This window comes from Streptomyces sp. SID5464, assembly GCF_009862985.1.
GTDB classification, from domain to species: Bacteria; Actinomycetota; Actinomycetes; order Streptomycetales; family Streptomycetaceae; genus Streptomyces; species Streptomyces chartreusis_D.
Map to the genome: position 1 here is coordinate 196,891 of NZ_WWIQ01000007.1, position 12,350 is coordinate 209,240.

Annotated in this window: 12 protein-coding genes and 2 tRNA genes; 3 read left to right on the plus strand and 11 right to left on the minus strand. The window is 71.7% G+C overall.

The annotated features are described in order from the left end of the window. Nucleotides 1-105 precede the first annotated feature (105 nt). The 9 genes from GTY47_RS07575 to GTY47_RS07615 all read right to left on the minus strand — a co-directional run bounded on the left by GTY47_RS07575 (nt 106) and on the right by GTY47_RS07615 (nt 5,308). A complete protein-coding gene (locus GTY47_RS07575) occupies nt 106-1,185 on the minus strand; it encodes a UDP-N-acetylmuramate dehydrogenase (RefSeq protein WP_267880836.1) in 1,080 nt (359 codons plus the stop codon). Between the two features lie 71 nt (nt 1,186-1,256). Then, complete coding sequence (locus GTY47_RS07580; RefSeq protein ID WP_010036807.1) at nt 1,257-1,637, minus strand: hypothetical protein; 381 nt, start codon at nt 1,635-1,637, stop codon at nt 1,257-1,259. A gap of 26 nt (nt 1,638-1,663) precedes the next feature. Then, nucleotides 1,664-3,100, minus strand: a complete 1,437-nt coding sequence (locus tag GTY47_RS07585) for an MFS transporter (protein ID WP_010036808.1) — start codon at nt 3,098-3,100, stop codon at nt 1,664-1,666. Between the two features lie 93 nt (nt 3,101-3,193). Continuing rightward, a complete protein-coding gene (locus GTY47_RS07590; protein ID WP_010036811.1) occupies nt 3,194-3,763 on the minus strand; it encodes a TetR/AcrR family transcriptional regulator in 570 nt (189 codons plus the stop codon). A 111-nt stretch (nt 3,764-3,874) separates the two neighbouring features. Next, nucleotides 3,875-4,303, minus strand: coding sequence for a MaoC family dehydratase (locus GTY47_RS07595; RefSeq protein WP_010036813.1), 429 nt, complete (start codon nt 4,301-4,303; stop codon nt 3,875-3,877). A gap of 8 nt (nt 4,304-4,311) precedes the next feature. Further along, on the minus strand, nt 4,312-4,764 hold the full coding sequence (locus GTY47_RS07600; RefSeq protein ID WP_010036815.1) for a MaoC family dehydratase N-terminal domain-containing protein: 453 nt from the start codon (nt 4,762-4,764) through the stop codon (nt 4,312-4,314). A gap of 100 nt (nt 4,765-4,864) precedes the next feature. Continuing rightward, complete coding sequence (gene rpmG / locus GTY47_RS07605) at nt 4,865-5,029, minus strand: 50S ribosomal protein L33 (protein WP_003948671.1); 165 nt, start codon at nt 5,027-5,029, stop codon at nt 4,865-4,867. A gap of 88 nt (nt 5,030-5,117) precedes the next feature. After that, nucleotides 5,118-5,190: transfer RNA gene (locus GTY47_RS07610), tRNA-Met, on the minus strand. Between the two features lie 45 nt (nt 5,191-5,235). Further along, nucleotides 5,236-5,308: transfer RNA gene (locus GTY47_RS07615), tRNA-Thr, on the minus strand. A 237-nt stretch (nt 5,309-5,545) separates the two neighbouring features. On the opposite strand from GTY47_RS07615, the gene GTY47_RS07620 reads away from it, so the two are divergent. Beyond that, nucleotides 5,546-6,805, plus strand: a complete 1,260-nt coding sequence (locus GTY47_RS07620) for an amidohydrolase family protein (RefSeq protein WP_010036827.1) — start codon at nt 5,546-5,548, stop codon at nt 6,803-6,805. A 287-nt stretch (nt 6,806-7,092) separates the two neighbouring features. Next, on the plus strand, nt 7,093-7,749 hold the full coding sequence (locus GTY47_RS07625; protein WP_010036829.1) for an NAD(P)H-binding protein: 657 nt from the start codon (nt 7,093-7,095) through the stop codon (nt 7,747-7,749). Nucleotides 7,750-7,766: 17 nt separating this feature from the next. Here GTY47_RS07625 and GTY47_RS07630 read toward each other — a convergent pair whose 3' ends face one another. Beyond that, the gene (locus tag GTY47_RS07630; RefSeq protein ID WP_010036831.1) at nt 7,767-7,979 is read right to left on the minus strand and encodes a hypothetical protein; all 213 of its coding nucleotides are present in this window, start codon (nt 7,977-7,979) and stop codon (nt 7,767-7,769) included. Between the two features lie 186 nt (nt 7,980-8,165). Between GTY47_RS07630 and GTY47_RS07635 the strand changes: the two genes are divergently transcribed. After that, entirely contained in the window at nt 8,166-10,439 is a 2,274-nt protein-coding gene (locus GTY47_RS07635; protein ID WP_010036835.1) for an MFS transporter, read from the plus strand. 69 nt (nt 10,440-10,508) lie between these two features. Here GTY47_RS07635 and rox read toward each other — a convergent pair whose 3' ends face one another. Next, nucleotides 10,509-11,939 (minus strand): rifampin monooxygenase, encoded by a 1,431-nt coding sequence (rox, locus tag GTY47_RS07640; protein WP_010036837.1) that lies wholly within the window; start codon nt 11,937-11,939, stop codon nt 10,509-10,511. Nucleotides 11,940-12,350: the final 411 nt, after the last annotated feature.

Below are 12,350 nucleotides of genomic sequence, written 5' to 3' on the forward strand. Positions count from 1 at the left end.
CCTAGCTGCGGGCAGTCGTGCCGCTGGGGCGGCACGGGTGGGCACAGCGGCGCCCCGTACCGCCGGGCTGCGGGCCCGCCCGGCCTCGGTACCGGTGCAGGGTGCCTACAGGCTGACCCCGACCGTCACCGGCTCGTTCACCAGCGTGATCCCGAAGGCCTCGCGGACCCCGGACACGACCTCGCGGGCCAGGGCGAGCAGATCCTCCGTGGTCGCCGAGCCCCGGTTCGTGAGGGCCAGCGTGTGCTTCGTGGAGATACGGGCCGGCCCGTCGCCGTACCCCTTCGTGAAGCCCGCCTTGTCGATCAGCCAGGCCGCGGAGGTCTTGGTACGGCCCTCACCGGCCGGATACGCGGGCGGCTCCACCCCGTCTCCGAGCCGGTCACGCACACGCGCGCGGAACGTCGCGAAGTCGGTGTCCGTGAGGATCGGGTTGGTGAAGAAGGACCCGGCCGACCAGGTGTCGTGGTCCTCGGGGTCCAGGACCATGCCCTTGCCGGCCCGCAGCTTGAGAACCGTGTCACGGGCCGAGGCCAGCGGGACGCGGTCGCCGGCTTCGACACCGAGGGCACGGGCCGTCTCGGCGTACCTGAGGGGGGCGGAGAGACCGCCGGCGTCCTCCAGGGAAAAGCGGACGCGCAGGACCACGTATCGCTCCGGGTCGGACTTGAAGCGGCTGTGGCGGTAGGAGAAGGCGCAGTCCTCGTTGGCCAGGGTGACCGTCTCACCGGTCCGGCGGTCGTAGGCGACGACCTCCGTGATCGTCGAGGAGACCTCCTGGCCGTACGCCCCGACGTTCTGGATGGGGGTCGCGCCCGCCGAGCCGGGGATGCCGGCCAGGCACTCGATGCCGGCCAGGCCCGCCTCCACCGTGCGGGCGACGGCGTCGGTCCACACCTCGCCGGCGGCCAGCTCCAGCCTGGTGCCGTCGAGGGAGTAGCCCTTGGTGGCGATGACGAGGGCGGTGCCCTCGAAGCCCTTGTCGCCGATGACCAGGTTCGAGCCGCCGCCGATGAGGAGCAGCGGGGTGCCCGTCTCGTCGGCTTCGCGTACGACGGCGATCACCTCGTCGTCCGTCGTCGCGGTGATCAGGCGGGTCGCGGGGCCGCCCAGCCGGAAGGTGGTCAGCGGGGCGAGAGGGGCGTCGTGGAGTTCCTGCACGGGCTCAAGAGTACGAGACGGCACTGACCGGCTCCGGCACGCGTGGGTGCGGCCCCCGTCCGGGAGACGAGGGCCGCACGCGCGCGTGGTGTCGTTCAGGGCAGGCGGCGCAGCGCCTCCGACCAGGAGAGCGGGAGGTCGTCGCTGCTCGCCTGCCACGTGGTGAAGCTCGCGTCCCTCATCTGCGGGGCCAGGCCCCGGGCAGCGGGTCCGTGGGCGCCCGTGCGGACGAAGTCCTGGAGTGCGGCCTTCGACTCCCAGGCGGACAGCGTCCAGAAGGTCCGTTTGAAGGGCTTGGCCTTCAGAGTCGCCCCGTAGACGCCGGGGCTGCGGCGCACCTGGCGCCAGACGGCGGGCGTCCCGGCGAGGAACTTCAGCGCTCCCCACAGGGTGCGCGTCTCGAAGCGGGAGGCGAAGACGTGCACCTCGGTGTCGCGGGGCGGGGTGTTGGGGACGGTCCAGGGAAGGGTGGGCATGCTGTTCCTCCTTCGGGTCGTCGGGGTCAGTGGGAAGCGGTCTCCAGCACGGGTGCCGGTTCGGCCGGGACGGCCTGCCGCTCGGTGCGTCGCCGGGTCGGGATCAGCAGGGCTGCGACGCCCGCGAGGGCGACCACCGCGGAGCCCGTCACGAGAGCGGGGCGCATGCCGTCGACGAAGGTCTGACCGGTCTCGTAGCCGCCCTGTGCCGCGAAGATCGACGCCATGACCGCGATGCCGAGCGCTCCGCCCACCTCGCGCAGGGCGTTGTTGGCACCGGAGGCGATGCCCTGCTCCGAGGGCCGGACGCTGGACATCACCAGGTGCGAGGCGGGGGCGAAGAACAGGGCCATGCCGATGCCGCTGACGAGCAGGGCGGGCAGCTGGGCGGCGTAGGAGGCGTCGGCCGTGGCCACGACCGACATGTAGCCGAGGCCCAGGGCCTGGAGGAACAGGCCCGCGGCGACGACCGGGCGGCCGCCGATGCGGTCGGCGAGGATGCCGGCGATCGGGGCGACCAGCATCGGCATGCCGGTCCAGGGCAGCATCCTGAGGCCCGCCTCGGTGGGCGAGTAGCCGAGGACCCCCTGCATGTACTGGCTGAGCAGGAAGATCGAGCCGAACATGCCGAGGAACATCAGCAGGCTCGCCGCGTTGATGCCGGAGAAGGCCCGGGAGCGGAACAGCCGCATCGGGAGCATGGGGTTGGCGGCGCGCGTGCTGTAGAGGACGAATCCGGCGAGCAGCGCGGAGCCCGCGAACAGGCCCGTCAGGACCATCGAGCCGGTCCAGCCGTCGACGGGGCCGCGGACCAGGCCGTAGACGATGCCGAAGAGGCCGCCGCTGGCGAGCAGGGTGCCGGGGATGTCGAGCGGGGCGCCGGTGCCGTGGGACTCGGCGAGGCGGAGGCGGGCGAGGGGCAGCAGGGCCAGGCCCAGCGGGACGTTCAGCCAGAAGATCCACTGCCAGGAGATGTGCTCGGTGAGGGTGCCGCCGACCAGCGGCCCGGAGGCGACGGCGAGTCCGTTGACTGCTCCCCAGATGCCGTACGCCATGCCCCGCTTGGCGGCGGGCACGGCCGCGGTGAGCAGGGTGAGCGTGAGCGGCATCATCACCGCCGCGCCGACGCCCTGGATCGCGCGGGCGGCGATGAGGGAGTCGATGCCGGGTGCCAGGGCCGCCGCGGCGGAGGCGCCGGTGAAGACCGCGAGCCCGGCGGTGAAGAGCCGGCGGCGGCCGAACCGGTCGCCGAGGGCCGCGCCGAACATCAGCAGGACGGCGAAGGTGAGCGTGTAGGCGCTCACGGTCCATTCCAGATCGTGCAGACCCCCGCCGAGGTCCTCGCGGATGGAGGGCAGGGCGGTGGTGACGACGAGATTGTCGAGGGCCGCCATGAATCCGGCGACGCTGGTGATGACGAGGGCCCAGGCGGCTCCCCCGCGGCGTGCTGTCTGCTGTGACATCTCTCCCCCAGAGAGGTGATTCGCTTGATCGGTTAGTTATTGACCACTAACTTTCGAGATCATGAAAAAAGCGCAGCACTCTCGCCTTCCCTGTCAGATCTCCAACCGGCCCTTGAGCCGCGCCGACGGGTACAGCCCCTCCCAGACGCGGTGCTCGGGAGGGAAGCCCATGGCCGCCAGGCAGTTGACGAGCATCCCGTAGGCCATGAAGGTCGTCGTCTCGTTGACGTCGGCACCCAGCGGCAGGTGAACCGTGTCCCACAGCCGCATCCAGCCGGCGCGCACCGACTCGCCGAACTCGTGGTCGCCCTCTTCCTCGGCGGCCTTCACCGCGACGTACATCTGCATCTGCATCATGAGCCGCTCGGGCCGCTCCGCGATGACCTTGGTGTACGCGTTCCCCATGGCGTGCAGGGCCTCTTCGCCCTCGAGCCCCTCCGAGGCGTCCGCGAAGGTGCGGATCGTGTCCTCCACACACCGCTCGGCCGCCGCCAGGAAGATCGCCTTCTTGCCGGGGAAGAGCCTGAAGAGATACGGCTGCGAGACCCCGACCCGTCGGGCGATCGCCTCGGTCGACGTGCCGTGGTAGCCACCGCGGGCGAATTCGATCATCGCCGCACGGATGACGCTCTCGCGCCTCTCCTCCGCGCTCATCCTGACCATGCGAGTAAGTTAGTACTCAATCACTAACTACGTCAAGCGGCTGCCGCTGATCGCATACGGGTAAGGGGCGCCCCGCGATGGAGGACGCCCCTTACCCGGCAATCTGCCGTCTCAGGCCAGCCGCACGACCGCACGCGACATGCCCAGCACCTTCTGCCCGGCGCTCGTCGCCGTCAGGTCCACGCGGACCGTGTTGTCGTCGAGCTTGGCCGCGACCTTGCCGCTGACCTGGATCTCGGCGCCCTTGTCGACGTTGGGCACGACCACGGGCTTGGTGAAGCGGACGCCGTACTCGACGACCGCGCCCGGGTCGCCGGCCCAGTCGGTGACCACGCGGATCGCCTCGGCCATGGTGAACATGCCGTGCGCGATGACGTCCGGCAGGCCGACCTCCTTGGCGAACTTCTCGTTCCAGTGGATCGGGTTGAAGTCGCCGGAGGCGCCCGCGTACTGGACGAGGGTCGCGCGGGTCACCGGGAAGGTCTGCGCGGGCAGTTCGGTGCCGACCTCGACGTCGGAGTAGGAGATCTTCGCCGTCATGGGATCGCTCACGCCTCCTCGGCCGCGCGGGCCACGAGCTTGGTCCAGGCGGTCACGACGTGCTCGCCGGCCTCGTCGTGGACCTCGCCGCGGATGTCCAGGATGTCGTTGCCCGCGAGGGACTTGATCGCCTCGATGGTGGAGGTGACCGTGAGCCGGTCGCCGGCGCGGACCGGACGGCGGTAGGCGAACTTCTGGTCGCCGTGTACCACTCGGCTGTAGTCCAGGCCGAGCTGGGGGTCCTGGACGACCTGCCCGGCGGCCTTGAAGGTGATCGAGAAGACGAAGGTCGGCGGCGCGATCACGTCGGGGTGGCCGAGCGCCTTGGCGGCCTCCGCGTCCGTGTACGCCGGGTTGGCGTCCCCGACCGCCTCGGCGAACTCACGGATCTTCTCCCGGCCCACCTCGTAGGGCTCGGTGGGCGGGTACGTCCGCCCCACGAAGGACTGGTCGAGCGCCATGGCCCGGCACCTCCTGGTTGCGCTACTGAACGGTACGGGTCCTTCAACGACGCGAGGCCGCTCCCGATCACTCGGGAACGGCCTCGCGTACGAGCCTGATTTATCGCGTTTCGCGGTGCGCGGTGTGCGCGTTGCAACGCGGGCAGTGCTTCTTCATCTCAAGACGGTCCGGGTTGTTACGCCGGTTCTTCTTGGTGATGTAGTTCCGCTCCTTGCACTCCACGCAGGCCAGCGTGATCTTCGGGCGGACGTCGGTGGCAGCCACGTGAGTGCTCCTAAGACGAACGGATGGACTGTTTAACGCAAGAAGAGTAGCCGATCGAAGGACCGACCCCACAATCGGCTACTGTCAGTAGCGGTGACCGGACTTGAACCGGTGACACAGCGATTATGAGCCGCTTGCTCTACCGACTGAGCTACACCGCTTTGATGTGGTGGGCCCCGCCTCGCGACGGGAACCGTTCACACCAGAGCCCCAAAACGGAATCGAACCGTTGACCTTCTCCTTACCATGGAGACGCTCTGCCGACTGAGCTATTGGGGCGAGCGATGAAGACATTACACGCTCCGCCGCCGTTCGCCCAAATCCGTTTCGGGGTACCCGCCCGGGCCACACGCACTGCCCTCACAGCAACCTCGCGTGTGCCTCCGGTTCCGTACGACGGACCACGCCGGTACGACTATTGCGCTCCTCCCCGCTCCGGGCGGGAGGCCGTCCTAGGCTCGACTCACTCTGAGTGATCATGCGTCCTCGCGTCCGCAGCCGAGCCCCAGGAGCGCGATGCCCGACAGCCAGCCGCAGCCACCGCCGCCCCCGTCGTCCTCGCCGGGTCCGGCCGACCCGTCGTCGCTGCTGCTGTGCGGGGCACGGCTCACCGACGGCCGGACCGTGGACGTACGGCTGGGCCGCGGGCGGATCGAGGCGGTCGGCACGGCCGGCAGCCTGGCGGCGGGCGGCACGCGCGCGTGCGGGGCGCGAGTGGATCTCGGCGGCTATCTGCTGCTGCCGGCCCCGGTCGAGCCGCACGCCCATGCCGACACGGCGCTGTCGGCCACCGCCGGGGGCCCGGTCTCGCACGAGCCCCAGCACGTCCAGCGCCGCGCGACCGAGGCCGCGCTGCTCCAGCTCGCGCACGGGGCGACGGCGGTGCGGGCCCACGTGCGGGTGGGGGACGTCCAGGGGCTGGGCGTGCTGGAGGCCGTACTGCAGGCGCGGCGGGCGCTGCGGGGGCTGGCCGAGCTGACGACGGTGGCGATGCCCCGGGTGCTGACCGGGGTGGCCGGGGCGGACGGGCTGGCGGTGCTGCGGGACGCGGTGAAGATGGGCGCCTCGGTGGTGGGCGGCCGACCGGATCTCGACCCGGATCCGACGGGGTACGTGGAGGCGGTCCTGGAGGTGGCCTCCGAGCACGGCTGCCCGGTCGACCTGCACACGGACGCCGGGGATCCGGCCCGGCTGGCAAGGCTCGCGGCGATGGCGGGCGGGCTGCGTCCCGGCGTGACCCTCAGCCCGTGCGGCGATCTCGGCCGGCTGCCCTCCGAGGTGGCCTCGCGGACCGCGGACCAGCTGGCGGCGGCCGGGGTGGCGGTGGTGTGCCTGCCGCAGGGCGGCTGCGGTGGCGTGGACCGGCGGGGCGCGGCTCCGGTACGGCTGCTGCGCGCGGCCGGGGTGCGGGTGGCCGCCGGGAGCGGGGCGCTGCGGGACGTGTCGAACCCCGTGGGCCGCGGTGACCCGCTGGAGGCGGCGTTCCTGCTGGCCTCGCGCTACGGCCTGTCGCCCGAGGAGGCGTACGACGCGGTGAGCGGGTCGGCGCGGGTGGTGCTGGGGCTGCCGGAGGTGCGGGTGGAGGCGGGTTTCCCGGCCGAGTTGCTCGCGGTGCGCGGGGACGGGCTCGCGGGAGCGCTGTCGCTGGCGTACAGCCGGGTGGTGGTGCACCGGGGGCTCGTGGTGGCGCGGACCAGCGCGGTGCGGGAGTACTGCAGTTCGGCGGCTTCGGTGGAGCTGGGGCTGCCGCGGCAGGGGCGGGGGCAGTTGTCGTAGGGCTTGTCGTAGGGCCCGTCGTAGGACTCGTGGCGGGTGGGGCGCCGGGGCGTGGGTCAGGGGGTGGCGTCGGGCGTGGCGCCGGGGTGTGGGTCAGGGGGTGGCGTCGGGTGTGACGTCGGGGTGTGGGTCAGGGGGTGGCGTCGGGTGTGACGTCGGGGTGTGGGTCAGGGGGTGGCGTCGGGTGTGACGTCGGGGTGTGGGTCAGGGGGTGGCGTCGGGTGTGACGTGGGGGTGTGGCTCAAGTCGTGCGGCGGATGGGGCTGTCCGGGCGTACGGTCGAAGGCATGCGCACTGTCATCGCTGGTGGTCATGGTCAGATCGCGTTGCGGCTGGAGCGACTGCTCGCCGCGCGCGGAGACGAGGTCGCGGGGATCATCCGCAAGGCCGAACAGGCCGACGATCTGCGGGAGGCCGGTGCCGAACCGGTCGTGCTCGACCTGGAGTCGGCGTCCGTGGACGAGGTCGCGGAGCGGCTGCGGGGTGCCGACGCGGCGGTGTTCGCTGCGGGCGCGGGCCCGGGCAGCGGGGCGGCCCGCAAGGACACGGTGGACAAGGCCGCGGCGGTCCTCTTCGCGGACGCGGCGGTGAAGGCGGGCGTACGGCGCTTCGTGATCGTGTCGTCCATGGGCGCCGATCCGCGGCACCAGGGTGACGAGATCTTCGACGTGTACCTGCGTGCCAAGGGCGAGGCGGACGCGTACGTGCGCGGGCTGGACGCCCTGGACTGGACGATCCTGCGCCCCGGTCAGCTCACCGACGACGCCGGCACCGGCCTCGTGCGCCTGGAGGCGCACACGGGCCGCGGGCCGATTCCGCGTGACGACGTGGCCGCCGTGCTGGCGGAGCTGGTGGACACACCCGCGACGGCCGGCCTCACGCTGGAGCTGATCAGCGGGCCGGCTCCGGTGTCCGTGGCGGTGAAGTCGGTGGCGGGGAACTGACGCCGCCGGGACGCCCCCTAGAACAAGGGCAGTTGGCCGGGGAAGTCGGGCACCGCGTAGCCGTCCAGGGAGGGCTGTTCGGGGCCGAGCCGGGCGTGGCGGCGGGAGCCCGGGCATGAGGTGAGTTCGCCGTGTTCCCGGGCGCCGGGCGGGTCGTGGCGCGCGTACCGCCCGGCGACGACGGCGATCTCGCGACGGCACTCGGGGCAGGTTCTGCGTCGGGAGGACATGGGGCCAGTGTGCCGCGGGGGCGGCTCGCGTATGCCTGTGGCCCGTCTCGCTGTCTTCTCCGTCTGCGTACGGTGCCTCCACCCGGGCGTACGGTGCCTCCATCCGGAATTAATTGCTTAAGTCAATCAATTGGCTTAGTTTGGACGGGTCGCGCTGTCCCTGACGCCCCCTACGGAGGCCCGGCCATGTCCCAAGCCCTTCCCCGATCCGCCGACGACGGGAGGACCGCCGCACCGCGGGCGAACGCCGTCGTGGCGGTCCTGGCCTTCGGCGGGATCGTGGTCTCGCTGATGCAGACCCTGGTGATCCCGATCGTCCCGGAGCTCCCCCGGCTGCTGAACGCCCCGGCGTCGGACACCGCCTGGGCCGTCACCGCCACGCTGCTCGCCGCCGCCGTCGCCACCCCGATGACGGGGCGGCTCGGCGACATGTACGGCAAGCGGCGGATGCTTCTGATCAGCCTGGTCATGCTGGTGGCCGGGTCGGTGACCGCCGCGCTCAGCGACTCGCTCGCCCCGATGATCGTCGGACGGGCACTGCAGGGCCTCGCGTCCGGTGTGATCCCGCTCGGCATCAGCATCATGCGGGACGAACTGCCCGCCGAGCGGCTCGGCTCGGCGACCGCGCTCATGAGCGCCTCCCTCGGAGTCGGCGGCGCCCTCGGGCTGCCCGCCGCCGCGCTGATCGCGGACAACTTCGACTGGCACGCCCTGTTCTGGGCCTCGGCCGGGCTCGGTGTCGTCGCCCTCGTGCTGGTGCCGGCAATCGTGCCCGAGTCGGCGGTACGCACCGGCGGGCGCTTCGACCTGATCGGCGGCGCCGGCATGGCGGCGGGGCTGGTGTGTCTGCTGCTGGCGATCTCCAAGGGTGCCGACTGGGGCTGGAGCAGCGGCACCACGCTCGGTCTCTTCGCGGCGGCGGTCGTCGTCCTGCTGGTGTGGGGCTGGTGGGAACTGCGCGTCCGGGAACCGCTGGTCGACCTGCGCACCACCGCCCGCCGTCAGGTGCTGGTCACCAATCTCGCGTCCATCGCGGTCGGGTTCGCGATGTTCGCGATGTCCCTCGTCATTCCGCAGCTCTTGCAGTTGCCTGAGGCGACCGGCTACGGGCTCGGCAGGTCGCTGCTCGTCGCCGGTCTGACGATGGCGCCGTCCGGCCTGGTCATGATGGCCACGGCGCCGGTCTCCGCCGCCCTGTCGAAGGCCAGGGGACCGAAGATCACCTTGATGATCGGCGCCCTCGTCGTGGCCGCCGGGTACGGGCTGAACATCGTGCTGATGTCCGAGGTCTGGCACTTCGTGCTCGTCACCTGCGTCATCGGCGCCGGTATCGGCTTCACCTACGGTGCGATGCCCGCGCTCATCATGAGCGCCGTGCCCGCCTCGGAGACGGGCGCGGCGAACAGCCTCAACACACTCATGCGGTCCATCGGTACGTCGACCGCAAGCGCGGTGGCCGGGGTCGTCCTGGCGCAGATGACGACGGCCTTCGGGCAGACCGCCCTGCCGTCCCAGAACGGGTTCAGGGTTGTCCTGGCCATCGGGGCCGGGGCCGCGCTGCTCGCCTTCGCCGTCGCGTCGTTCATTCCGCGGCAGCGGGTGGCGGAGGGAGCGGCCGGGGCGGTGGAGGGGGCGACCGAGGCGGCGCGGGCGACCGAGATGGCGGCGGGGGCGGCGAGCGAGGGACCGGTCGCGGTGACCGGGATCCCCGTGCGGGGGCGGGTTCTGGGCGCCGAGCGGATGCCGGTCGCCGGGGCCGCCGTGACGTTGATCTCGCTCGGCGGAAAGCAGCTCGGGCGGGCGGTCTCGCGGGACGACGGGGCGTACGACCTCGGGGCGCCGGGCGCCGGCTCGTACGTGCTCGTCGCCTCGTCGGAGGGCTGCCAGCCGCAGGCCTCGACGATCGTCGTGGCCGATGAGCCGGTGGCGTACGACGTGCTGCTGAGCGGCACCAGCTGCCTGGCCGGTGTGGTGCGGTCCACGGACGGCGGCACGCCGGTCACCGAGGCCGTCGTCATCGTGACGGACGTGCGCGGGGACGTACTGGCCACCGCACGCACGGACGTGCTGGGCGAGTTCACCGTCACCGACCTGGTGCCCGGCCCGGTGACCGTCGCGGTCAACTCCCCCAAGCACCGCCCGCTGGCCCAGGTCGTCGAGGTCGGCGGTGCCGGGACCACCCGGGTCGGGCTGGAGTTGCGGCCCGGCGCGCAGGTGCGGGGCACGGTGCGCGGAGCGGGCGCTCCGCTGAGCGACGCGCGGGTGACCCTGGTGGACGCGGCGGGCAACGTGGTCGCCACGACGCGGACCGGCCTCGACGGGGCGTACGCCTTCTCCGATCTGGACACCGGTGCGTACACCGTCATCGCGACGGGTTACCCGCCGCAGGCGGCGTCGGTGACGGTCTCGGGCACCGGCGTGGACGACCACGACATCGAACTCGCCCACGCCGGCGAGTAGATCGCCGCCGCCCGGAACGCGCCAGCCCCGCGAGGAGGCAGGCGCCTCATCGGGTCACACGGGACGTGCTCAGCCGGTTGTCGCCGCGCCGAACCACCGCGGCAGCCGGTCGAGCAGTTCCCGCTGGTCCTCGCCGACCCACGCCACATGGCCGTCCGGCCGCAGGAGCACCGCGGGCACGTCCAGTTCCTCGCTGACGTCGACGACGTGGTCGACCCGGTCCGCCCAGCCCGCCACCGACAGCCGGCCGGTCTGGTCGAGCAGGAGACCGCGGCCGCCGCGCATCAGCTCGTAGAGGCGACCCCGCTTCAGCGTCACGTCCCGCAGGCGCCGGCCGAGGAGTTCGTGGCCCTCGCCGAAGTCGTAGCGGACCGAGATCGCCGTGATCTTCTCGATCAGGTAGCGGTTCACCTCCTCGAAGTCCATCAGCTCCTCGACCAGCCGGCGCACGGCCTGCGGCCCCGGCTCCGAGCTCAGCAGCTCGGTCTGCGCACGGGTGTTGTCCAGCACGGCGGCGGCCACCGGGCGCCGTTCGGCGTGGTAGCTGTCCAGCAGTCCCTCCGGTGCCCAGCCGCGCACTTCGGCGGCCAGCTTCCAGCCGAGGTTGAAGGCGTCCTGGATACCGAGGTTGAGCCCCTGCCCGCCGGTCGGCGGGTGAATGTGCGCGGCGTCGCCGGCGAGCAGCACCCGGCCGACGCGGTAGCGCTCCGCCAGCCGGGTGGCGTCGCCGAAACGGGACAGCCAGCGCGGCGAGTGCACGCCGAAGTCGGTGCCGGCGAAGTGCCGCAGCCGCTGCTTGAACTCCTCGAGGGTGGGCGGCGCCGAACGGTCCTCGGACACCCCTTCGGCAGGCACGATGACGCGGTACCTCCCCTCCGCGAGGGGCATGGTGCCGAACCGCCACTGCGTCTTGCGGACCTCGGCCACCGCTGCCGCCATCTCCTCCGGCGGCACGCCCACCTCCATCTCGCCCAGCAGCGTCTCGATCCTGGCGGGCTCGCCGGGGAAGCCCACGCCGAGCTGTTTGCGCACGGTGCTGCGGCCGCCGTCGCAGGCCACGAGGTAGCGCGAGCGCAGCCGTGTGCCGTCGGCCAGCTCCGCCGTCACACCGTCGTCGTCCTGACTCAGCCCCACCAGCTCGCAGCCGCGCCGGATCTCGGCGCCGAGGCCGGCGGCGTGCTCGGTCAGCAGGCGCTCGGTGACGCTCTGCGGGATGCCGAGCACGTACGCATGCGCGGTGTCCATCCGGGCGGGCCACGTCTTGCCCATGCCGGCGAAGAACCCGCCCGTCTCGTGCTTCCGACCGAGCGAAAGGAACCGCTCCAGCAATCCGCGCTGGTCCATCAGCTCGATGCTGCGCACATGGAGGCCGAGCGCGCGGGACTGCCCGGTCGGTTCGGCCAGCTTCTCCAGCACGACCACGTGCATGCCGCGCAGCCGCAGTTCGCCGGCCAGCATCATCCCGGTCGGTCCCCCGCCGACCACGATCACGTCCACCATCACAGCCCCCAATTTCCCCGGTTTCGGCTTCGGCCGGTGATTCTGCGCGATGAGGGGGGCCTTGCCGCAAGGCCCCCCTCGTGCTATAAGTTGAGAGTGGCAAGGAGAGATGAGCTCCTTGCCTTTTCTTTTTTCTTCTCATTCGATGAGGCAGGCGTCATTCGATGACGCGCGCGGCGACCGAGAGGCCGCCCAGAGCCCGTCCGAGCAGCTGGGCCGCCCTGTTTGAGGGCCGGCCGCGACCGCACGGGACCATCGCCGGCCTGGGCGCGGTGCCGGGTGCATACCGCGCCGATATTCTTTGCGCCGTTGCACTTAATCGTTCTTTCGGGGAAACAGAGAATTTCCCGGACTGGTTCGCATTGCGTCGGCGACTAGGTGTATTGACCCGCAGGGTTGTTCACGCGGGTG